Source organism: Pseudomonas fluorescens (assembly GCF_902497875.1).
In the GTDB taxonomy this organism is placed as follows: domain Bacteria; phylum Pseudomonadota; class Gammaproteobacteria; order Pseudomonadales; family Pseudomonadaceae; genus Aquipseudomonas; species Aquipseudomonas fluorescens_BR.
In genome coordinates, this window is sequence record NZ_CABVHY010000001.1 from 229,805 (window position 1) to 250,503 (window position 20,699).

The 20,699-nt window shown below is 59.3% G+C and carries 19 protein-coding genes; 14 read left to right on the forward strand and 5 right to left on the reverse strand.

Annotated elements, in window-relative coordinates; all coding sequences use genetic code 11:
• The first annotated feature begins 300 nt into the window (after positions 1-300).
• Positions 301-1,539 carry an OprD family porin gene (locus F8N85_RS01045; protein WP_150801833.1) on the forward strand — a complete coding sequence of 413 codons (1,239 nt, stop codon included), beginning with the start codon at positions 301-303 and terminating at the stop codon, positions 1,537-1,539.
• Between the two features lie 190 nt (positions 1,540-1,729).
• Here the strand turns inward: F8N85_RS01045 and F8N85_RS01050 are convergent, their stop codons facing one another.
• Positions 1,730-2,545 (reverse strand): IclR family transcriptional regulator, encoded by an 816-nt coding sequence (locus F8N85_RS01050; RefSeq protein ID WP_150801834.1) that lies wholly within the window; start codon positions 2,543-2,545, stop codon positions 1,730-1,732.
• 150 nt (positions 2,546-2,695) lie between these two features.
• Between F8N85_RS01050 and F8N85_RS01055 the strand changes: the two genes are divergently transcribed.
• The 10 genes from F8N85_RS01055 to F8N85_RS01100 are packed head-to-tail and all read left to right on the forward strand — an operon-like array spanning position 2,696 to position 13,538.
• On the forward strand, positions 2,696-3,082 hold the full coding sequence (locus F8N85_RS01055; RefSeq protein ID WP_150801835.1) for a Zn-ribbon domain-containing OB-fold protein: 387 nt from the start codon (positions 2,696-2,698) through the stop codon (positions 3,080-3,082).
• Positions 3,079-4,230, forward strand: coding sequence for a thiolase (locus F8N85_RS01060; protein ID WP_150801836.1), 1,152 nt, complete (start codon positions 3,079-3,081; stop codon positions 4,228-4,230). Before F8N85_RS01055 ends, F8N85_RS01060 begins: the two co-directional genes overlap by 4 nt.
• Positions 4,231-4,260: 30 nt before the next feature.
• Positions 4,261-6,411, forward strand: coding sequence for an acetate--CoA ligase family protein (locus tag F8N85_RS01065; RefSeq protein ID WP_150801837.1), 2,151 nt, complete (start codon positions 4,261-4,263; stop codon positions 6,409-6,411).
• Complete coding sequence (locus F8N85_RS01070; RefSeq protein ID WP_150801838.1) at positions 6,401-7,264, forward strand: MaoC/PaaZ C-terminal domain-containing protein; 864 nt, start codon at positions 6,401-6,403, stop codon at positions 7,262-7,264. Before F8N85_RS01065 ends, F8N85_RS01070 begins: the two co-directional genes overlap by 11 nt.
• Positions 7,261-8,328: an acyl-CoA dehydrogenase family protein gene (locus F8N85_RS01075; RefSeq protein WP_224795607.1), complete on the forward strand. Its 1,068-nt coding sequence runs from the start codon at positions 7,261-7,263 to the stop codon at positions 8,326-8,328. The genes F8N85_RS01070 and F8N85_RS01075 overlap by 4 nt, the downstream gene beginning before the upstream one ends.
• Entirely contained in the window at positions 8,328-9,092 is a 765-nt protein-coding gene (locus F8N85_RS01080; protein WP_150801839.1) for an enoyl-CoA hydratase/isomerase family protein, read from the forward strand. The genes F8N85_RS01075 and F8N85_RS01080 overlap by 1 nt, the downstream gene beginning before the upstream one ends.
• Positions 9,093-9,095: 3 nt before the next feature.
• A complete protein-coding gene (locus tag F8N85_RS01085) occupies positions 9,096-10,250 on the forward strand; it encodes an acyl-CoA dehydrogenase family protein (RefSeq protein WP_150801840.1) in 1,155 nt (384 codons plus the stop codon).
• Between the two features lie 29 nt (positions 10,251-10,279).
• Complete coding sequence (locus tag F8N85_RS01090) at positions 10,280-11,200, forward strand: SDR family NAD(P)-dependent oxidoreductase (RefSeq protein WP_150801841.1); 921 nt, start codon at positions 10,280-10,282, stop codon at positions 11,198-11,200.
• A 28-nt stretch (positions 11,201-11,228) separates the two neighbouring features.
• Positions 11,229-12,209 carry an NAD(P)H-dependent flavin oxidoreductase gene (locus F8N85_RS01095; protein WP_150801842.1) on the forward strand — a complete coding sequence of 327 codons (981 nt, stop codon included), beginning with the start codon at positions 11,229-11,231 and terminating at the stop codon, positions 12,207-12,209.
• A gap of 57 nt (positions 12,210-12,266) precedes the next feature.
• On the forward strand, positions 12,267-13,538 hold the full coding sequence (locus F8N85_RS01100) for an MFS transporter (RefSeq protein WP_224795612.1): 1,272 nt from the start codon (positions 12,267-12,269) through the stop codon (positions 13,536-13,538).
• Between the two features lie 164 nt (positions 13,539-13,702).
• Here the strand turns inward: F8N85_RS01100 and F8N85_RS01105 are convergent, their stop codons facing one another.
• The 3 genes from F8N85_RS01105 to F8N85_RS01115 are packed head-to-tail and all read right to left on the reverse strand — an operon-like array spanning position 13,703 to position 16,549.
• Complete coding sequence (locus F8N85_RS01105; protein ID WP_150801844.1) at positions 13,703-14,521, reverse strand: HpcH/HpaI aldolase/citrate lyase family protein; 819 nt, start codon at positions 14,519-14,521, stop codon at positions 13,703-13,705.
• Positions 14,522-14,530: 9 nt separating this feature from the next.
• Positions 14,531-15,694, reverse strand: coding sequence for an acyl-CoA dehydrogenase family protein (locus F8N85_RS01110; protein WP_150801845.1), 1,164 nt, complete (start codon positions 15,692-15,694; stop codon positions 14,531-14,533).
• Positions 15,695-15,721: 27 nt separating this feature from the next.
• On the reverse strand, positions 15,722-16,549 hold the full coding sequence (locus tag F8N85_RS01115) for a transposase (protein WP_150801846.1): 828 nt from the start codon (positions 16,547-16,549) through the stop codon (positions 15,722-15,724).
• 239 nt (positions 16,550-16,788) lie between these two features.
• On the opposite strand from F8N85_RS01115, the gene F8N85_RS01120 reads away from it, so the two are divergent.
• The 3 genes from F8N85_RS01120 (at position 16,789) to F8N85_RS01130 (ending at position 19,063) form a co-directional block, all read left to right on the forward strand.
• Positions 16,789-17,337 carry a TetR/AcrR family transcriptional regulator gene (locus tag F8N85_RS01120; protein ID WP_224795613.1) on the forward strand — a complete coding sequence of 183 codons (549 nt, stop codon included), beginning with the start codon at positions 16,789-16,791 and terminating at the stop codon, positions 17,335-17,337.
• Between the two features lie 104 nt (positions 17,338-17,441).
• Entirely contained in the window at positions 17,442-18,725 is a 1,284-nt protein-coding gene (locus tag F8N85_RS01125) for an MFS transporter (protein WP_150801848.1), read from the forward strand.
• A gap of 11 nt (positions 18,726-18,736) precedes the next feature.
• Positions 18,737-19,063 (forward strand): 4-methylmuconolactone methylisomerase, encoded by a 327-nt coding sequence (locus tag F8N85_RS01130; RefSeq protein ID WP_150801849.1) that lies wholly within the window; start codon positions 18,737-18,739, stop codon positions 19,061-19,063.
• A 92-nt stretch (positions 19,064-19,155) separates the two neighbouring features.
• Here the strand turns inward: F8N85_RS01130 and F8N85_RS01135 are convergent, their stop codons facing one another.
• Positions 19,156-20,415, reverse strand: a complete 1,260-nt coding sequence (locus tag F8N85_RS01135; protein ID WP_150801850.1) for an acyl-CoA dehydrogenase family protein — start codon at positions 20,413-20,415, stop codon at positions 19,156-19,158.
• Positions 20,416-20,699 lie beyond the last annotated feature (284 nt).

Below are 20,699 nucleotides of genomic sequence, written 5' to 3' on the forward strand. Positions count from 1 at the left end.
CCGCCGTAAGGGCGGAACCCTAAGTCGCCGTGACAGTAGCAACGGATATGTACCCAATCTACAAAATACATGCCGACCGCCTCTTGATCCACCGCCCCCTCGCTACGCCTGTGTGTGCCTGAAACCCCGAACTTAAGTGAACAGCATTACGCCCTTTGCGCGAGGGGTGTTTTCCTCAGCGCAAGTACCGCTTAAGCAAATCCCAATACCCAAGCTGTAACGGGCTGCCCATGCTGGCTGCGCCCTCAGCGTCCGACGCCGTGGCGACCCAATAAAAACAATTATCGGAAACCACCTCCCATGCAAAAGCTTCCCGTGGCGCATGCGTGCGCGCTTACCTGTCTAGCGCCAATCCTGGCCCTTCCTTGCATCGCCCAAGCTGACTTTCTCGGCGACAGCAGCACCACGCTCAGTCTGCGCAACTTTTACTTCAACCGTGATTTTCGCCAGGACAATGCGACCCAGTCCAAGCGCGAAGAGTGGGCGCAAGGTTTCATGTTTAACGCTAAATCGGGCTACACCGAAGGCCCGGTTGGCTTCGGCGTAGACCTGTATGCCGCGCTAGGGGTAAAACTGGATTCATCCGACGCCCGCGCAGGCACCGGTTTGCTGCCTAACGCATTTGGCAATGCTGGGCCGGATGAGTACAGCGATCTGTCGGGGGTGTTCAAGGCCAAAGTGTCGAAAACCGAACTTAAAGTCGGTGGTTTGATGCCTAAGTCTCCCGTAGCGCTGTCCAGCGATGCGCGGCTGTTGCCGCCGTTTTTCAACGGTGTCGCCCTGACGTCCACTGACGTGGACAACCTGATGATTGATGTCGGGCAATTTCGCAGCGTCAACTATCGCAACTCCAGCGGTAACCACGATGACCTGAGGACGGGTAACTATTCGGCCAGCAGTGATCGTTTCGATTACGCCGGTGCGGCCTATACGTTCGGTCCGCAGCTGACGGCCTCTTTTTGGCGGGCGGAGCTGGAAGATGTCTACCAGCAGAATTACTACGGTTTGTTGGCCTCTCACACGCTCGGCAGTTGGACGCTCGGCGGTAATCTGGGTTATTTCGATTCTTCCGAGGCGGGATCCCAACGGGCAGGAAAGATCGACAACGGCCTGACTTCGGTGCTGTTGTCGGCCAATCTGGGTGGGCATACCTGGCGGGTCGGCTATCAGGATAGCCGCGGACGTTCACCGTTTCCCTTTTTGCAGGATGCTGATCCTAACGTCGCCAACGTGGTGCAAATCCTTGACTTTACCCGCGCCCACGAGAGCTCATGGCAAGCTCGCTACGATGTGAACATGGCCACCTATGGCGTGCCGGGCCTGACCTTTCTCGCGCGCTATTTGCGAGGCGACGGGTTCGAGGTGGCGGGTAGCAACGCCCAAGAGTGGGAACGCGATCTGGACGTGAGCTACGTCATCCAGAGCGGACCGCTGAAGAACCTCGGAATGCGCTGGCGCAACGCCATGGTGCGCTCCGATGCGCTGGGAGACCTGGACGAAAACCGGTTGATCCTGTCGTACACCTATGCGTTCAAATAACTGAATTAACCGCGCTCCACTGAAACCAGAAAAGGACCCCAGAGACTGGTGGTCCTTTGGCGGTATCGCCCCATCGCCCGCCAGCCAGTCGACTGGAAATGATCCAGGCCCTGAGCGGTATCTGACTCAAGCAGTTCGTCTGTTGTTACAGGCCGGGCTGAAGGTTGAGGTTCTTTTTTGTGAATGCCATTTAGCATTCGGAATTATTGATTTTTTTTCCGGGAAACAACGCTCGGCTGATAAAGACCGATGTGCTGCTCAGGGCTTGGCCCATGGCTTCCAGTTGTGCTCGGTCGTACTGCGCGCTGATGCCAATGCCAGAGATCACGAAGCGTGGTTGATCGTTGTGGTCGGTGACGGCGCTGGCGACCAGGCTGACGCCTCGATACAGGTTGCCTTCATCAATGGCCCAGCCAGTCTGTAAGGTCAGTCGGGCTTCCTCCAGGTAGTTGTCAAAGGTCGGCGGATTTTCCCAGTGTAGCCGCGCGAAACGTCGGCGCAGCTCGTCTTCGGGCAGATTGCGCAGGGCCGCGATGCAGCGTCCGCTGGCACCTAGCAGCTCAGGCAGGCGGGTGTTAATGCTGACGTCGACGTGGGCCACGGCCGGAATTGCCCGGGCAATAGCCCTGATGTGATTGTCCCCGGTTACTTCCCAGAGTATCGCCATGATTCGGTGGTTGAGGCTCAACCGTTCGAGTTCCGGGTGAATCAGGTCGGCGTAGCTATGGCCAATAAAACTCACCGCCAGCTCGGAAAGGCCTAGCCCCAGGCGATAGGTCTTGGCGCTGTCGTTGAAGGAGGCCCACTGCTCGTGAGTCAGTGTGCGCAGGATATTGAAGGCGCTGCTGGGGCTGACGCCAGTCGCCCTGGCGATAGCTGCCACGCCTTCGGGCTCGGTGCATTGTGCCAGGTGGCGGAGGATCTGAATGGCGTTGACCACCGCGCCGACTTCTTTGGGGGCGGTCGTGCTCGCAATCTTGGCGCTGCTTTCTTTTTCTGTTTTCATATTCAGTATTCTGATTGACATTCACTATAGTGAACGTATTCTAGGTTCTAAATCTCGCCAGTCAACGGGCGGAAATAAAGTGTGAACTGCCTCCACGGTTCACCCAGGGCCGCAATGCACCTGAATCAATAAAAACAAGCAGGAGGGTTCATGAGTCAAGCATCAGTCAACGCCCCGACAGGGCCGCAGGCAGAGTATCAGGCGTTCCTCGATGAGGGGCGATTCATGCTGCAATTGAGCCCGAGTGCAGGCCGTCACGTGTTTTACCCACGCGTGCTGGTGCCGGGCAGTGGTGAAACTGATCTGCAATGGGTTCCGGCCAGTGGCATGGGCACTTTGTATGCGATCACCGTCCACCGTTCCCGTGCCGGCTTCTACAACATCGCCCTGGTTGACCTTGATGAGGGTCCGCGCATGATGTCGCGGATTGTTGATTGCGAAACCGCACCGATTGGCTGTCGTTTGCAGGCGCATATTGCCGAACTCGATGGAGTCAAGGCCGTGGTGTTTCGGCAGATAGATCAGGTGCAGCCATGAGCGGCTCGCTGCGGGGTCAAACCGCCATAATCGGTATCGGTCAGGCCGGCGTCGGCATTGCTACCGGCTACAGTGCCCTCGAGCTGCTCGGGCAGGCAACAATCAACGCGTTGAAGGACGCCGGAGTGCAACTTGCCGAGATCGATGGATTATTTGCGGCCAGTAGTTCCCATGCATTCCCGACGTTATCAGTGGCCGAATACCTGGGCATTCGCCCGACGTTTTTTGACGGCACCAATGTAGGCGGTTCGAGTTTTCAGATGCACCTGCTGCAAGCGTCACTGGCCTTGCAAGCGGGTCTTTGCAATGTCGCGCTGATTTGCTACGGCTCCAACCAGAGCAGCGCTGGCAATCGACTGGTCTCGATGAGCGAGACGCAGTGGCATGAAGCGCCGTATCAACCGCGCCATCCAATATCGGCTTATGCCTTGGCGGCAAGCCGGCACATGCATCAATACGGGACTACTCGCGAAATGCTCGCGGAAGTCGCCGTGTCGGCGCGTCATTGGGCCAACCTTAATCCGCAGGCATGCGCCCGTGGTCCGTTGACCATCGATCAGGTGATGAGCGCACGAATGCTCAGCGACCCCTTGAGCACCGCCGATTGCTGTCTGGTCACCGACGGTGGCGGGGCCTGCATTATGGTTCGCGCTGAGCGGGCAGGGGACTCGCCGAACAAACCCGCTTATTTCCTGGGTGCGGCAGGTGCGCAATGGCACCGCTCGATTGTCGCGATGCCCGACCTGACCGTCACAGCGGCCTCTGAAAGCGGCCCCCGTGCCATGGAAATGGCCGGCATTACCCACGCCGATGTCGACCTGGTGATGCTGTACGACGCCTTCACCATCAATACCCTGCTGTTTCTGGAAGACCTCGGTTTCTGTCCCAAGGGCGAAGGCGGACGGTTCGTGCAAAACGGCCGTATTGCTCCCGGTGGTCAGCTGGCCGTCAACACCAATGGTGGCGGTCTGTCCTGCATGCATCCGGGCATGTACGGGATGTTTTTGATCATCGAGGCCGTCCAGCAAATCCGCGGTTGCGCGGGTGAACGGCAATTGCCTAAAGCCGACATCGCCCTGCTGCATGGCAACGGCGGGACCTTGTCCAGCCAGGTGACAGCCATTCTCGGCGGCGCCGCGACGCTCTGAACTCTGCGAACAATCAATAAGGTGCATAGCATGCAAGATAAAAATAATCATGCAACGGGCGCGGCCTCATCGCGTTTCGAAAGCCTGACGTCTCTGTTGCAGCCACGTTCCGTGGCGGTGGTTGGAGCGTCCTCTGATCCGACGCGCATCGGCGGTCGACCCATTTCGTACATGCTTCGCCAAGAGTTTCAGGGCCTGCTGATGCCGGTCAACCCCAACCGCGAAGAAGTCCAGGGCATCCAGGCCTATGCCAGTATCGAGGCACTGCCACAGACACCGGATACGGCAATCATTGCCTTGCCTGCCGCGCAAGTGCTGGACACCGTTCGGGCTCTGGGGCAGCGAGGGACGCGCAGTGCGCTGATATTTTCTTCCGGCTTCAGTGAGGTCGGCGGCGACGGGGTGACGTTGCAGGAGGCTATCGTCGCCGAAGCCCGGCGCTGGAATATGCGTCTGCTCGGGCCCAACACTGCCGGAGTATTCAACTCCAACATTGGCTACTACGGCAGCTTTGCCTCGGGCCTTGAGCGGGGCTTTCCCTTGCCTGGCCGGGTTGGCATCGCTTCCCAGTCAGGGGCCTATGCCGCCCACATGCTGGGGCTGTCGCGTGCTCGCGGGTTGGGAACACCAATCATGGTCGCGACGGGCAACGAAGCGGATATTACCTTGGGCGAGTCTATTGGCTGGCTGGTTGAAAATCCTGAAATCGATGTTGTCATGGCCTATGCCGAATCAGTCCGTGACGTCGATAACTTCATCGCCGCCCTTGAAGCGGCCCACAAGGCACGCAAGCCGATCATCCTGCAGAAAGTCGGGCGTAGCGCCTTGGGTCAACGGGCGGCGCTGTCACATACGGCCTCCCTGGCGGGCGACGACAAAGTGTTCGACGCGGTGCTCCGCGACTATGCCGTGATCCGCGCCAACAGCAGTGCCGAACTGCTGAATATGGCTTACACCGCGACCCGGCGAATCTACCCGGTCAGTAACAGCCTGGGCATGGTCACCATCAGTGGTGGGGCCGGGATCATTGTCAGCGACGCGGCCGAAGAACTGGGCCTGCCGATGCCGCCGATGCCCGATGCCGCTCAAGCCGCCCTGAAGGAAAAACTGGCGTTTTGCTCACCGATCAACCCGGTGGATTTCACCGCGCATGTACTTAATGACTTGTCGTTGGCCAGCAGTTTTACCGAAAGCCTGATCACTGACGGTGGTTATAAATCGGTGATTGCGTTCTTCAGTCAGGCCGGGACAGTCCCCTCCATTGCACCGCGCCTGTGCGCCGAATTCAAGAAGGTCAAGGACGCCCATCCCGAGACCCTGTTCGTGATGTCATTGATTGGGGATGCCGAGCAGGTGGTGCCCTATGAAAAAGAAGGGTTCGTGCTGTTCGAGGATCCGACCCAGGCCGTCACCGCGATACATGCCATGGGGCGGCTGGGCGATGCCTTTGCTCGTCCTCTGCCGACACGACCAAAGTTGACGCCATTGAGCTTGCCCGCCGGCACGCTGAGCGAAGCCGATTCCAAGGTGCTGCTGGCGGAATTCGGCATCGCCAGCGTACCGGAGCGAGTGTTGAAGCAGGTCGAGGAGGCTGAGCGCTACGCCGAGCAAATTGGCTACCCGGTGGTCATGAAAATTGCCTCGGCCGACATCCTGCATAAATCCGAAATCGGCGGCGTGCTGCTCGATATTAAAGATCCCGAAGCTCTGCGAGCAAGTTTTGCGACGCTGATGGAGCGCGCCCGCACGCATGCCCCACACGCACGTCTGGATGGCGTATTGGTTGCCCGACAAATCAGTGGCGCGGTGGAGTGCTTCATGGGCATTCAACGTGATCCGATGTTTGGGCCGGTGGCGGTATTTGGTCTCGGCGGGATTTTCGTCGAGGTGCTCAAGGACGTGGTGCTGCGACGTTGTCCGTTCGGTGTGACCGAAGCTGAAGCGATGATCCGCAGTATCCAGGGCGCACCGCTATTGCTCGGCGCGCGAGGTCGACCTTGCGTGGATATTCCGGCGCTGGCGCACATGCTCGCCAAACTATCCGAGTTTGCGTGCCGGGCGGGGGACTCGTTGCAATCGGTTGACCTCAACCCGGTCTTCGCCTTGCCCGAGGGGCAGGGCGCCTTCGCCGCCGACGCCCTCGTGGTTAGCCTGGACAAGGAGTGCAACCATGAGGCTTGATCCGGAAAAACTCCTCAATTACCCCATCCCGGACGTACGGCAACACCTGACGCGTCGGGACACGGCGTTTTATGCCCTGTCGGTCGGTATGGGCCTGAACCCGATGGATCACCACGCGTTGGACTACGTCGACCCTGCACGGGATTTTCGTGCGCTGCCCATCATGGCTGTGGTGCTGGCGTATCCGGGTTTCTGGCTGGGCAATCCGGACACGGGTGTCAACGCGCTTAAATTGGTGCTCGGCGAACAGAGCGTGCAGTGGCACCGGCCATTGCCTGTCGAAGGGGAAATTCTGGGTCGCACTCGGGTCACCGGCTTGCTGGACAAGGGCGAGGGCAAGGGCGCGTTGCTGTACAGCGAAAAGCAGCTGATTGACCTCGCGACTGATGAACTGATCGCGACCACCTCCAGCACCACTTTTTTGCGCGGTGATGGTGGCTGTGGCTCGCTCAACCCACCGGAGCCCGATGTTCACGTGATACCGGATCGCGCGCCGGATCGTACTGTCGACTTTTCGACTCGCCCGGAACAGGCGTTGTACTACCGGCTCAATGGCGATGACAACCCCTTGCACGCGGACCCGGACGTTGCTGCTCGCGCCGGGTTCCAGCAGCCGATCCTGCATGGCTTATGCACCCTGGGCGCGGCTTTCCATGCCGTGTTGCGTGAAGTGGCGAACTACCGTAGCGAGCGGATGAAAAGCCTGAAAGTACGCTTCAGTGCGCCGGTATTTCCCGGTGAAACCATCCGCACTGAGATTTGGAATGATGGTTCATTTCGCTCTCGGGTAGTGGAGCGTGACGTCGTGGTGCTCAACAACGGCTTGGTCATGCTGCATGGAGGTCGCTCATGAATGTCGCGTTGGGTATGCAGCAGGATGACGAGCGCCTGGAACGTTTGAGCATGATACGTGACAGCGCCGCGGCGGCGGTGCCTCGCGATGGTGACCTGAGCCGGATCCGGGCGCTGCGCTTCAGCCCCGAGGGCATGGATCGAGACCGCTGGCAGCAAATCTGTGCCATGGGCTGGGTCGGGTTGCGCCTGGACGAGGATACCGGCGGCATCGGACTTGGCGTCGCGGAGCTGGTTGCTTTGCTTGAGGAGTTGGGAAAGGGGCTGTTGCCAGAGCCTCTGATTGAGGCAGTCATGGTCGCCGGGTTGTTACCGCCCGATCTGTGTCAGCAACAGCTGGGCGGCGCGCGATTGATTATGCCCGCCGGCCTGGCCCGGTCCGCGCGGTTGGAGGTCCGAGATGGGCAGCTCACGGGGCAGCTGGACAATGTCTCTCTTGCCGCTGCTGCCGATGCGTTTGTGGTGAACACCTGCCAAGGGTTGGTACTGGTCGAGGCCGGCAGCGCGACGCTGCAGGTGGATTGCCAACTGACCCAGGACGGTGGGCACTTGGGCTGCCTGCATTTCACTGCCGCCCCCGTCCGTAGGCTCGATGTTCCTGAGTCGCGGCTGGCGGCGATCCTCGATGAAGCCTCCCTGACAACAGCCGCATACCTGTTGGGCTGCATGCAAGGTGCTTTTGTACGGACCCTGGAATATCTCAAGGTGCGTAAGCAGTTCGGGCAAGCGATCGGTAGCTTCCAGGTGCTGCAACACCGAATGGTCGACCTGAATATTCAGATTGAATTGAGTCGTGCCGCCATTGAACAGGCCGCAGCCTCTATCGACAGCGGCACCACTACCAGGCAACGCGAGCTACAGGTCAGCGCCGCACGGCTGCGCACCACGCGGGCGGCACTGAAGGTGTGTCGCGAGGCCATTCAGCTGCACGGGGCGATTGGCTACACCGATGAAGCGGATATCGGCCTGTTCCTGCGCAAAGTGCTGGCGCTGATGAATACCTGCGGTTCGCTGCAGTATCACCAGCAGCGCTACACGGCCTTAGTCTGCGAGGAGGTGCATTGATGGACAACTCACTGCTCAAGGAAATGCGCGGGCGCACCCTGATCCTCTCGATCAATGTGCCGGAGCGCCGCAACTCGGTTTCTCCCGCAATGCGCGGATTGCTGTATGAGGCCTTGGTGCAGGCCGATGAGGATCCGCAGGTTCGCAGTGTGGTGTTGACCGGTGTCGGGGGCGTGTTTTGTGCCGGCGGCGATATCACTGACATGAACGTCAGCGACCTGAGTTCCGGACGTGCGCGGATGCGCCGCAGTCATCGTTTGATTCGCCAGATGCTCGGTATGGGCAAGCCGATTATCTGCGCCGTCGAAGGCTGGGCAGCCGGCGCTGGACTGTCTCTGGCAATGGCGTGCGATAGCGTGGTCAGCAGTGACCGTGCGCGCTTTGCCGCAAGCTTTGGTCAGGTCGGTCTGATGGCCGATATGGGCCTGCTGTTCACCTTACCGCAGCGCGTTGGTATTGGCCGCGCCAAGCAGATCATTTTCTACGGCGAAAAATGGAACGCGGCGGACGCCGAGCGGCTTGGTCTCATCGATCACCTGGTCGCCGAGGGCCAGGCGTTGGAATTCGCACTGGGTCGCGCGCAGGTACTTGAGCGTCAGGCGCCATTGCCGTTGGCGTTGAGCAAGGCAGTGCTGGCCCAGGGGCTGGATGCCTTGCTTGAGCGCGAATGTGAGCTGCAGAGCCAATTGTTTTTGAGTGCCGATCACGCCGAAGGCAAGGCGGCTTTTATAAGCAAGCGGCCTGCGCAATTCAAAGGAGCCTGAGACATGACCTCGACACTTGATTACACCACGATGGACGATTCGACCTTTCGCCAGCATGTACGTGACTGGGTACGTGGACACTACCCGGAGCAACTGCGCAACCCACGCAAGCGTCTGGGCACCGACAGCAGTCACGAGTGGTATCAGTTGTTGTCTCGCCAGGGATGGCTTGCGCCGGGATGGCCCCGAGAGTTGGGTGGCATGGGGCTGAGCGCTGGCAAGCAGTTGATCATGATGGAGGAAATGGAACAACACGGTTGTGCCCGCTTGCCCGACACCGGCTTGACGATGCTTGGCCCGTTGCTGATTCATTTTGGTACCGAGGAGCAAAAAGCTTTTTATCTGCCAAAGATTCTCAGCGGTGACCATATCTGGTGCCAAGGCTACAGCGAGCCTGATGCCGGTTCTGATCTCTCCAGCCTGCGCACCGAGGCGATTGACGCCGGTGACCACTGGCGTGTGAACGGTCAGAAAACCTGGACCACGATGGGCAGTGAAGCCAACTGGATATTTGTTCTGGTACGCACTGATCGCGGTGCCAAGGCTCAGGCAGGCATCAGCTTCCTGTTGATGCCCATGGACAGTCCAGGCGTCCAGGTGCGACCGATCCTCAACCTGGACCTGCATACCGAGTTCTGCGAGGTGTTCTTTGACGACGTCAAAGTGCCCAAGGTCAATTTGGTCGGCGAGATCAATCAAGGCTGGAGCATGGCCAAGGCCCTGCTGGGTTTCGAACGGATTTTCCTCGGTTCGCCCAAACAGTCCACTCATGCCCTGGAGCGCTTGCGTCGTCTGGCGCAGCTGACCGGCGTCTGGACCGATCCGGTGTTTCGCCAGCGCTATGCCGACCTGCACCTGGATCTGGACAGCCATTGCGCCCTCTTTGAATCGTTCGCCGATGCCTTGCGGCGCGGTGAACCTTTGGGTGCGGAAGTCTCGATGCTGAAGATTTTTCAGTCCGAGCTGTATCAACGCATCAACGAAGTGGCGCTGGAAATCGCGGGCGAGCAATCGGCGCTTCTTGATCCTTTACCCGAGGACCGCGCGCTTTATCCGGCCGGGCTGTTTATCCAGTCGCTGCCCACAACCATCTACGGCGGCAGCAACGAGATCCAACGCAACATTCTGGCCAAACAGGTCCTAGGCCTGTCGGCGTGAAATCATCGTTCTATCGAAGGAATGCCCAGATGACAGTACAACAATCGATTGAAGGCAAAGTCGCGATCGTCACCGGCGCTGGCGGTGGAATCGGCCAGGCCATCGCGCTGGCCATGGCCGCCGCAGGCGCTCGGGTGGTGATCAACGACGTTGGAGTATCGCTCCACGGTGAAGGCGGTTCGCCAAGCCCGGCCATGCAGACCCAGGCAATGATCCAGGAGCGTGGAGGCGAGGCGGTGATAAACACCGACAGCGTTTCCGAGTGGGACACCGCCAAGCGCATCGTCGAGTGCGCAGTGGATTCATTTGGTCAGGTGGATATCGTGGTGAACAACGCCGGTATCTTGCGTGATGCGATTTTTCACAAGATGAGCCCGGAGGATTGGCTGGCGGTGATCAATGTGCACCTCAACGGCAGCTTCTTTGTCAGCCGTGCTGCCTCCGAGCATTTTCGCCAGCAGGGGAGCGGGGCGTTCGTGCACATGACCAGCACCTCGGGGCTAATCGGTAATGTGGGTCAGGCCAACTATTCTGCGGCCAAGCTGGGCATCGTCGGGCTGTCCAAGACAATCGCCATGGATATGCGTCGTTTTGGGGTGCGCTCCAACTGCATTGCACCGTTCGCCTGGGGCCGCATGACCGATTCAATTCCGGACGACACGCCGGAGCAAAAGGCCCGTGTCGAACGCTTGCAGCAAATGACCCCCGACAAAAATGCACCACTGGCGGTGTTCCTGGCATCCGATCAGGCGCAAGAGGTCTCCGGGCAGGTGTTCGCAGCTCGCAATAACGAATTGATCCTGATGAGCCAGAGTCGTCCATTGCGCAGTGTCCAGCGCAGTGAAGGCTGGACGCCTCAGCTCATTGCCGAACACGGGATGCCGGCCCTGCGTGCGGGATTCCTGCCGTTGGAAGCCAGTGCCGATGTTTTTTCCTGGGACCCAGTGTGAGCATGCCTGTTTTTAAGAGGGGTGGCCTATGAGTGGTTTACAGACGCGCTTCACCGAGGTGTTTGGTATCAAACACCCTGTCATGCAAGGTGGCATGCAATGGGCAGGCCGGGCCGAGCTGGTCGCCGCAGTTGCGAATGCCGGAGGGTTGGGGACATTGTCAGCGTTGACGCAGCCGTCCGCGCAGGCGTTGGCTGATGAAATTCGTCGTTGTCGGGAACTCACTGACCTGCCATTCGCGGTCAACTTGACGATATTACCGACACTCAAGCCAGTGCCGTATGACGAGTACCGGGCGGCCATCGTCGAAAGCGGGATCGGCATCGTCGAAACCGCAGGCAGCAACCCGCAGCTGCACATTGCTGAGTTCAAGCGCCACGGCATCAAGGTCATCCATAAATGTACCTCGGTTCGCCATGCGCTCAAGGCGGCGGCTCTAGGGGTGGACGCGGTATCCATCGACGGCTTCGAGTGCGCCGGGCATCCCGGTGAAGACGATGTGCCGGGATTGGTGTTGATTCCCGCCGTTGCCCGCCAGTTGAATATCCCGTTGATTGCTTCAGGCGGTTTTGCCGACGGAGGAGGGTTGATCGCAGCGCTGGCGCTGGGCGCAGATGCAATCAGCATGGGGACGCGATTTCTGTGCACCGTGGAGAGCCCGGTGCATGAACAGGTCAAGCGCACCATCGTGCAAAACGATGAACGCGGTACCGACCTGATTTTTCGCAGCTTGAACAATACCGCCCGGGTCGCGCGCAACGCCATTAGCCAGCAAGTGCGCGAGTTGGAAGCACGCGGGGCGAAATTCGAGGAGTTCGCCCATCTGGTCGCGGGACAGCGGGGGCGCCTTGTGTATGAAAAAGGTGACCCTGACCTTGGCGTCTGGTCTGCCGGCCTGGTGCAAGGACTGATCGACGACGTACCCACCTGTCGGGCATTGATCGAACGTATCGTCGAACAGGCAGAGACAATTATTCGCAGGCGACTCAGTGATGTCTTGATCCAGTAGCTTGCGCCGCTGGGCACTCCACTACAGAGATCAATTCAGAGAAGAAAAATAATGGAAATGCTCGCTGATTCAACCCAGGCACAAACCCAGGCAATCCCTACACGCACGAAAGTGATCGTGTTCATTTTTTGTTTTCTCGGACTACTGGCCGACGGCGCGGACTTGATGTTGCTGTCGTACAGCCTCAGCAGCTTGCGCGAAGAGTTCGGTCTCAGCAGCTTTCAGGCTGGCAGTCTGGGCAGTATTACCTTGGCCGGTATGGCTGTCGGCGGCATCTACGGTGGTTGGGCCTGCGACCGGTTCGGCCGGGTCAAGGTGGTTTTCTGGACCACGATTTTGTTCTCCATAGGCACTGCGGCCCTCGGCTTTACCAACAGTTATTGGCAGTTTGCGGTCGTGCGCTTCATCGCCTCACTGGGCCTGGGCTCACTGTTCGTGGCCTGCAATACGCTGATGTCTGAATACGTTTCTACCAAATACCGCACTACCGTGTTGGGGACGCTTCAGGCTGGCTGGACCGTGGGCTACGTCGTCGCGACCATCATGGCCGGGGCTATAATCCCGGAGCACGGCTGGCGCTGGATGTTTTACGTGGCTATCGCGCCTGTTGTCCTTGCCCTGTTCGTTAAGCCGCTGGTGCCCGAGCCGCCTGCCTGGCTTGCTGCTCAGGCTGAGCGCCGGCGAATCAAAAAGGCCGGCGGTGTTTCTGTCACCCAGCAAAAGCCCGGCTCGCTCAAAACCTTGATCGCCGACAAAGGTGCCCGGCGGATGTTCATATTGTGGACGGTGACGGCTGGGTTCCTGCAGTTTGGCTACTACGGGGTTAACAACTGGTTACCGTCCTATCTGGAGCGCGAGCTTCATATGGACTTCAAAGCCATGACGGGCTATATGGTCGGCACTTACGGGGCAATGATCTTCGGCAAAATTTGCGCTGGATTCGTTGCTGACTGGCTGGGTCGACGCAAAACTTTCGTGTTTGGCTGTTTGGGCACCGCTGTGCTGATCCCGATGATCGTTTACCTCAACGCTCCCGATAATATTCTCTACATGCTGGTGTTCTTCGGGTTTATCTACGGAATTCCGGTGGGCGTTGTCGCAACGTACATGACCGAAAGTTTCGAGACCCGCGTGCGTGGCTCGGCAGTCGGCGGTGCCTACAACTTCGGCCGGATAGGTGCGGCGTTCGCCCCCGCGATTATCGGGTTGCTGGCAGCTCAGGTGTCTATTGCCGTGGGCATGCTGGTAATGGGGGTGGCGTATCTGGTGACCGCCTTGATACCTGCGCTCTTCATTCGCGACAAAATCTACGATCCGCAGAAGGCGTAACAGGAAAACGCCAGCAGGAGCACTTTGCACGCCCCTGTATTGGCGGTTCAAAAAGTGTCAGACATGGGGGGCGCCTATCCAGGCGCCCCCCATTCTTTTACGGTAGAACCACGCAAAACGGACCACCGGGATTCCCGGTGGTCCGTCAACGGTATCGCTTGGCGTCAGGCGTTACGGACTGATACCAGGATATTACGTGCACGTTGAATCACTGGGGCGTCGATCATTTGCCCGTCGAGTTGAAAGGCGCCTGCTTGATCTGCGCCCGCCAGCACGCGACTGGCCCAATCCACCTGAGTGGGGGTGGGTGCCAATGCCAGATGCACGACCTCGACCTGGCGCGGATGAATACACAGCATGCCGGCAAATCCCTTGGTTTGTGCGCTCAAGGCAAAGTGCTCAAGACCGACGGGGTCGTCGATGCGAGCATAGACGGTCTCCAGGGGTGGGGCCAAGCCAGCGAGACGGCTGTGTTGCAGCAGGGCGAACCGAACCTGATCGAGCATGCATTCAGCGCCAGCGGTTCCGGCAATCAGCCCCAGGTCCAGACTCATGTCCAGACCGCCATAGGTCAGCCGGTCTACACCCGAAACCCGAGAAATCTCGGCCAGCGCCTGCAACCCCAATGCGCTTTCGATAATAGGCAACACTGGCTGGCCAGTGGTGGCAGCCCGGGCGACCTGTTCAGCGCTTTCAGCCTTCGGCAGCATAACGCCGCACACGCCGGATTGGCCTGCACAGAACGCCAGATCGGCTTCGTGCTGAGCATGGCTCGCCATATTGATTCGTACCCAAACGCGGGCGGTTGGCTCTACAAGAAAAAACCGTCCGAGGTTTTCACGCGCCAAGGCTTTGTCTGATTCCTGGACAGCATCCTCGAAATCGACAATGACCGCGTCGGCGCCACTGGTCAGTGCTTTGGCGAACCGTTCGGGCCGGTTGCCGGGCACAAACAGCGCCGAGCGCATAAGTTTGTCAGTCATGACCCCTCCTTAGAAGCTGCGTGGCAGTTCGAGCAGGTGCTCGGCGACGTAGGACAGAATCAGGTTGGTGGAGATCGGCGCGACCTGATACAGACGGGTCTCGCGGAACTTGCGCTCGACGTCGTATTCGCAGGCGAAGCCGAAACCGCCGTGGGTTTGCAGGCAGGCATTGGCCGCTTCCCAGGAAGCCTTGGCCGCCAGGTATTTAGCCATGTTGGCGCTGGCCCCGGCGTTCTCGCCGCTGTCGTATTCCTCACAGGCGCGCCAGCGCATCAAGTCAGCGGCTTCGATCTCGATATGGGCTTCGGCAATCGGGAACTGCACCCCCTGGTTCTGGCCAATCGGTCGGCCGAACACCACCCGGTCACGGGCGTAGGCGCTGGCCTTTTCGATGAACCAGCGACCGTCGCCGATGCATTCGGCGGCAATCAACGTACGCTCGGCGTTCAACCCATCGAGGATGTAGCGAAAGCCCTTGCCCTCTTCGCCGATCAGACTGTCCAGCGGCAGCTCCAGGTTGTCGAAGAACAGCTCGTTGGTTTCATGGTTGACCATGTTGGCGATGGGCTGCACGGTCAAGCCGTTGCCGATGGCCTCGCGCAGGTCGACCAGGAAGATCGACATGCCCTCGGATTTTTTCTTTACCTCGGCCAGCGGTGTGGTGCGTGCCAACAGGATCATCAGGTCCGAGTGCTGCACTCGAGAGATCCAGACCTTCTGGCCGTTGATCACATATTTATCGCCACGCTTGATCGCGGTGGTCTTGATCTTGGTGGTGTCGGTGCCGGTGGTCGGCTCGGTCACGGCCATCGATTGCAGACGCAATTCCCCGGCGGCGAGCTTGGGCAGGTAATAGCGCTTTTGCGCTTCGCTGCCGTGGCGCAACAGGGTGAACATGTTGTACATCTGGCCATGCACCGTGCCGGAGTTGCCACCACAGCGGTTCACTTCTTCGAGAATCACCGAGGCTTCGGCCAGACCCAGGCCGGAGCCGCCGTACTCGGTGGGAATCATCGCCGACAGCCAGCCGGCGTCGGTCAAGGCCTTGACGAAGGCTTCGGGGAAGCCCTTCTGTTCATCGACCTTGCGCCAGTAGGCAGCATCGAATTCGGCGCACAGGGCGCGTACGCCTTCGCGGATGGAGTTGAGGTCTTCGTTTTTGTTGGGGTTCATCTTAAGTCCTATGGAGTGATGCAAAACTCAGTCGAATTCGACGCTTGCGCGCTGGCTGATACCGCTCTCATCGCCTGCCCACAGCTCGGCGAAACCGTGTTCGGTGTGGTGTCCACCGACCTTGAAATGGGCGGGCGCTATCAGCGGGCGGACGCCGCGAAAGGAAAACTGCCGGACGCGTGCCAATGGGTTTGCCCGCACGAAAGCGGCCAGATTCAGGGTTGCGGTCAGCGGACCCTGGACGACCAGGCCGGGATAACCCTCGGTCCGGGTGACATAAGGCCAATCGAAATGGATGCGGTGGGCATTGAAGGTGACGGCTGAGTACCGGAACAGCAGCAGCGGGTCGGGGTTGATGTTTTCGCTCCACTGCGTTTCGGGAAGCGACTCTCCGGCGCTGAGCTTGGGTGGGTTCGGTTCACGATAGACAATGTCCTGCTCTTCGCTCACACACAGCTGCTGGTCTTGCCACAGGTCATGGGCGAGCGTGACGAACAAGAGCGATCCGGTGCGACCCTTTTTTTCCTCGATATGCTTGATCGTGGTGTGACGGCGGGCGGGTGCATCGACGCGTAGCGGATGGATAAAATTGACCCGGCTACCTGCCCACATGCGGTTACGCCCATGCGCGGGCGGCATGAATTCACCCAGCGCAGGGTGCCCGTCCGGACCGAGCTCGCTGTGTTCTGCGCAGTCATCAAAAAAGCACCAGTGCCACAGCCAGGGTAATTCCTGGCCCTCAGTGGGCGCTGGGGTATTGAACATCGCCGCGATGCGCCGTACCAAAGGGATGCTGAAGTGGTCATTGCGCACCTGTGTTCGGCCCACCCAGTTACCCGGTTCGAAATCTTGCATGCTGTGCTTCCCCTATTGGCTGCGGTTGCAATCAGGATGAAGGGCAGAGCAGAGGTGGGGAATTTGCTTTTGCGTAAGTCAGTGTGAAGCTTTGCCTAAGGCAGGGCAGGCAGTGCGCAACGCCGCCTTCCATTTTTTGAAATGGCGGCCAATGGCACTGCCGATCATGCTGTTGCCAGACTTCGTGGGAGCAGGCGGCTATAAACAAATTTCTGGATACACGCCAACAAGCGCTTTCGCTGTTTGCCAGCAAGGGCTACACCAATGTCGGGATGCGCGAGCTGGCCTCGGCCCTGGGGATCAACTGCGGTTCGATCTACAACCACATCGAGAGCAAGGAAGCGTTGCTCTACGAGTTGTTTGAAGAGCTGCTGGTGCTATTACAGGCCAAGGCCAAGCAGATACAGCGCAATGCCGAGGCCCCCAAGCGGCTTCGCAAGATCATCGAAATGCACTTGAGCCTGCAGGACCGTATGCCGTGCCATTTTCAGCTGCTGGAACGTGAGTGGCACCATTTAACCGAGCCTTGGCTAAGCCAGGCCGATGCCCATCGTGCTCGGTATGAACAGATCATCGCCGCAGCTGTTGGCCCTTCAGCGTGCAGCCAGTCGTGCACTAAAAGCATCGTCACGCTACTCAATCAAGCCTGCGCCTGGCTGCCAGCGTTGAAGCTCACGGTGAGCGCCCGCCTGGATCTGGTCCACTCCATGGTCGAACTGATGCTTGCCCAGGCGTTTAGCGATTCGACGGGTCAGCGTACAGCTGGAGCTGCAGTCCGCGCTTCTTAGCAAAAGCAAAAGGCGGGCTTTCAATAACGCAAATGGGCACATCAGCAAGACTGGTTCATGCTCCGCCCCATAGAGGCACCCCCCATAACAATAAGGATCGGCCCATGTTCTCCTGGTATAAAAGCGGCACCCCGCGTGAGAAGAAAACCTTTTGGGCCTGCTATGCCGGTTGGGCCCTGGACTCCTATGACATGCAGATGTTCAGCTTTCTGCTGCCCACGCTGATAGGGATCTGGGGGCTGACCAAAGGCGAGGCGGGCATTGTCGGGACATCTGCCTTGCTCTCGGCGGCCTTGGGCGGATGGATCGCCGGCATCCTGAGCGACCGCTTCGGGCGGGTGCGCATCCTGATTTTTACGGTTTGCTGGTTTACCTTCTTTGGGGTCGTCGCAGGGTTTGCTCAAAACTTTGAGCAACTGCTGGTCGCACGAACTCTCCAGGGCTTGGGATTCGGCGGCGAATGGGCTATCGGTGTAGCGCTCATGGCCGAGGTCATCAACCCGAAAAATCGTGGCAGGGCGTTAGGTTTCGTGCAGTCCGGTTTTGCCTTGGGATGGGCCGGCGCCGTGCTGGTCGTCACCGGGATCCTGGCGTATTTCCCCGCTGAGTACGCCTGGCGTGTGGCTTTCTGGGTCGGTGTGCTTCCAGCGCTGGTGGTGATTTTCATTCGGCGTAACGTCAAGGATTCGGATACGTTCAAGCAATCGCAAAAGCTGGACACTGATAAAGCGTCTATCGGAACCGTGTTTTCCGCCAAGTACATCAAGGTCAGCATGCTTGCCAGCTTGTTAGTCATCGGGTTGCAGGCAGGCTGCTACGTGATTTTGGTCTGGACGCCTTCGATGATGGCCGAGCGCGGTGTTGTATCCGGGTCGCTGATCGTGACGATTCTGATCATGGCGCTAGGCAGTCTTTGCGGGTTCGCCACCACCGCCTACATGTCAGACCGCCTGGGCCGACGCCCGACGCTGATGATCCTGTCGCTGGCCTCCTGGATTGTCACCGTTGCCTATATGTTCGTACCGCTCAACCCATTCGTAGCGCACGTCATGGGCTTTTTGGTCGGCGCATTGGCGATCGGTATGTTTGCGGCGCTGGGCCCCTTCCTGAGCGAGTTATTTCCGACCCAGGTTCGCACCACGTGCATGGGATTCTCGTACAACGTCGGCAAATCGGTGGGGGCAATGGCTGTCACGGGGGTTGGGCTACTGGCAGCTAAATTCGGTCTGTCCCAGTCTGTTGGCGCGTTTTGCCTTGTCGCTTACGCCATCGCTGTATTTGCCCTGCTGCTGCTACCCGAAACCAAGGGGGTCCGGCTTGATGAACTTGACTTGGTTGAGAATGGAGCCGGTCCGTCCCCGCAACCGTTGTCCGGCCAACGCACTTGAAGGAAGTTCAAATGATTAGAATCGTCTATCTGCTGGTTAAACCTCAAACCATGAGCGATGCGGTCTTTAAACAAGAATGTAGGCGTCACTTCGAAATGAGTGAGGGTATTCCTGGCCTGCACAAATATGAGGTCAGGCTTGTGTCAGACAACCCAAGCGACACCCACGTGCCCTATCTTGAGGTGCCACCTGTGCATGCGATTGGGGAATGCTGGTTTCGCGATCAGGCCGACTATGAACTTTACATGGCGGCCGAAAAAAGGAAGGTTTGGTTTGAGCACGGCAAAACGTTTATTGGTGGACTCAAGCCATTTGTAACGTGCGATGTGGTTTTGTAGTGAGCAACTGAAAACGCACACCCATTGAACCCAATATAGATACAGAGCTCCAGTGAGCTCTGTAAATTACTGAAATAAGGACCTTCGGGTCCTTATTTCGTTCCAGTATTTTTTGGCAAGTGCGACTGGCCGATCTGCCAGACGTAGGGCGGTTCGGTGCCGTTGATTTCCCAGTCGCCGATGATGCGTTCCTTGTAGATCAGCGGGTTGTGTGAAGCCGCGGTGCGCGCGTTGCGCCAGTGCCGATCGAGGGCCTTGCCGGTGCTGGTGGCCGAGGCGCTGAGGGCGTTGAACAGGTCACTGGTGGCGCGCAGTACCAGGTCGGCGATCACCACTTGGGCCTGGGCCGATTCCAGTTCGGCGGCGATGTTGGCCTCGCGTTCGGCGACTTCGTCATGGGCGAAGCGGCTTTCGTACGCCACCTGCAAGGCGGTCGCCGCGCGCAGGGTGGTGGCGTGTGCGGCGTAGACCTGCGCCGACGCCTTGCCCACCACTTGCTGCACCTGGATGTCCTGGCTGACGTGGCTGGCATTGCCGGTGCTGAAGATGCGCGTGCGCGTGCGCACTTCTTCGGTGATGTCGTTTACCGCGGCACGGCCGGCACCGGTCTGAACCGCCAACAGCACCAGTTGATAGAAGGCCGTCTGGTACTTGAAGCGGGTGGCGAAGTCCAGCAGGTTCTCGGGCTCCACCACCGCGTTCTCGAACACCGAGGTGCCGCTGCCGGTGGTGCGCTGGCCAAAGCCATCCCAGTCGTCGCTCTGCGTGATGCCCGGTTGCTGCACGCGAACGGCGGCAATCACGTCGGCGCCGGTGTCATCGCGCTGGGCATAGAGGTCGATCCAGTCGGCGAAGATGCTGCCGGTACTGTAGTACTTGGTGCCGTTGACCACCCAGTGTTCACCCAGGCGCGAGACACGGGTGCCAACCTGGCCGATCTTCACGCTGCCGACTTCGGTCCAGGCGTTGCCCACCAGGTCACCCTCGACAAAACGCTTGAACCAGGTGTCCTGCGGCGCGTCGGCCTGCGCATTGAGGCGGTCTTCGACAAAGGCAAAGTGACCCCGCAACGCCTGCGGCAGGTTGGAATCGGCGGCGGCCAGTTCGATCAGCAACTCAAACAACTGGGGCAGGGAAGCGCCGGCGCCACCGTACTGCACTGGCACGCGCACGGCGCCAAAGCCGGCTTCCTTCAGCCACTTCACTTGTTCAAAGGGCAGGCTGCGGCTTTGCTCGCGCTCCAGTGCGCCGGCGGCGATGCGGGCAAAGATCGGCCGGAAGCGCTCGGCCAGGGCCTGGTAGTCGGTACCGCTGGAGAGGGGGTGTGGCAGGTGCTGTTGCTGGACAGTCATGGTGCAGCTCCTTATGGACGGCAAGAGAAGCAACAGAGCAGTCGATCTGTTGCGTACTGCTGTCAGTGCACAGGTCGTGCCTGGCGCTGCAAAAGCCGTTTTACCGGGCGCGCGGGGGTGTTGACGAAGCTCGCGCCTGTCGCCTGCCGGGCAACTTGCTGAAGCACTGACCGCCCGGCAACAGCGGCCGCGGCGCGCTGCGTTGCGTGGACCCGCAGGCAACTGTTGTGCGCGCAACAGTTGATCAACAGCCTGTCTGTCAGGCGACACTACGCGAGTTCGCA

Bases quoted from the DNA above. Each gene is read 5' to 3' on its own strand.
- F8N85_RS01045 (WP_150801833.1), top strand. From the start codon at position 301: ATGCAAAAGCTTCCCGTGGCGCATGCGTGCGCGCTTACCTGTCTAGCG.
- F8N85_RS01050 (WP_150801834.1), bottom strand. From the start codon at position 2,545: ATGAAAACAGAAAAAGAAAGCAGCGCCAAGATTGCGAGCACGACCGCC.
- F8N85_RS01055 (WP_150801835.1), top strand. From the start codon at position 2,696: ATGAGTCAAGCATCAGTCAACGCCCCGACAGGGCCGCAGGCAGAGTAT.
- F8N85_RS01060 (WP_150801836.1), top strand. From the start codon at position 3,079: ATGAGCGGCTCGCTGCGGGGTCAAACCGCCATAATCGGTATCGGTCAG.
- F8N85_RS01065 (WP_150801837.1), top strand. From the start codon at position 4,261: ATGCAAGATAAAAATAATCATGCAACGGGCGCGGCCTCATCGCGTTTC.
- F8N85_RS01070 (WP_150801838.1), top strand. From the start codon at position 6,401: ATGAGGCTTGATCCGGAAAAACTCCTCAATTACCCCATCCCGGACGTA.
- F8N85_RS01075 (WP_224795607.1), top strand. From the start codon at position 7,261: ATGAATGTCGCGTTGGGTATGCAGCAGGATGACGAGCGCCTGGAACGT.
- F8N85_RS01080 (WP_150801839.1), top strand. From the start codon at position 8,328: ATGGACAACTCACTGCTCAAGGAAATGCGCGGGCGCACCCTGATCCTC.
- F8N85_RS01085 (WP_150801840.1), top strand. From the start codon at position 9,096: ATGACCTCGACACTTGATTACACCACGATGGACGATTCGACCTTTCGC.
- F8N85_RS01090 (WP_150801841.1), top strand. From the start codon at position 10,280: ATGACAGTACAACAATCGATTGAAGGCAAAGTCGCGATCGTCACCGGC.
- F8N85_RS01095 (WP_150801842.1), top strand. From the start codon at position 11,229: ATGAGTGGTTTACAGACGCGCTTCACCGAGGTGTTTGGTATCAAACAC.
- F8N85_RS01100 (WP_224795612.1), top strand. From the start codon at position 12,267: ATGCTCGCTGATTCAACCCAGGCACAAACCCAGGCAATCCCTACACGC.
- F8N85_RS01105 (WP_150801844.1), bottom strand. From the start codon at position 14,521: ATGACTGACAAACTTATGCGCTCGGCGCTGTTTGTGCCCGGCAACCGG.
- F8N85_RS01110 (WP_150801845.1), bottom strand. From the start codon at position 15,694: ATGAACCCCAACAAAAACGAAGACCTCAACTCCATCCGCGAAGGCGTA.
- F8N85_RS01115 (WP_150801846.1), bottom strand. From the start codon at position 16,549: ATGCAAGATTTCGAACCGGGTAACTGGGTGGGCCGAACACAGGTGCGC.
- F8N85_RS01125 (WP_150801848.1), top strand. From the start codon at position 17,442: ATGTTCTCCTGGTATAAAAGCGGCACCCCGCGTGAGAAGAAAACCTTT.
- F8N85_RS01130 (WP_150801849.1), top strand. From the start codon at position 18,737: ATGATTAGAATCGTCTATCTGCTGGTTAAACCTCAAACCATGAGCGAT.
- F8N85_RS01135 (WP_150801850.1), bottom strand. From the start codon at position 20,415: ATGACTGTCCAGCAACAGCACCTGCCACACCCCCTCTCCAGCGGTACC.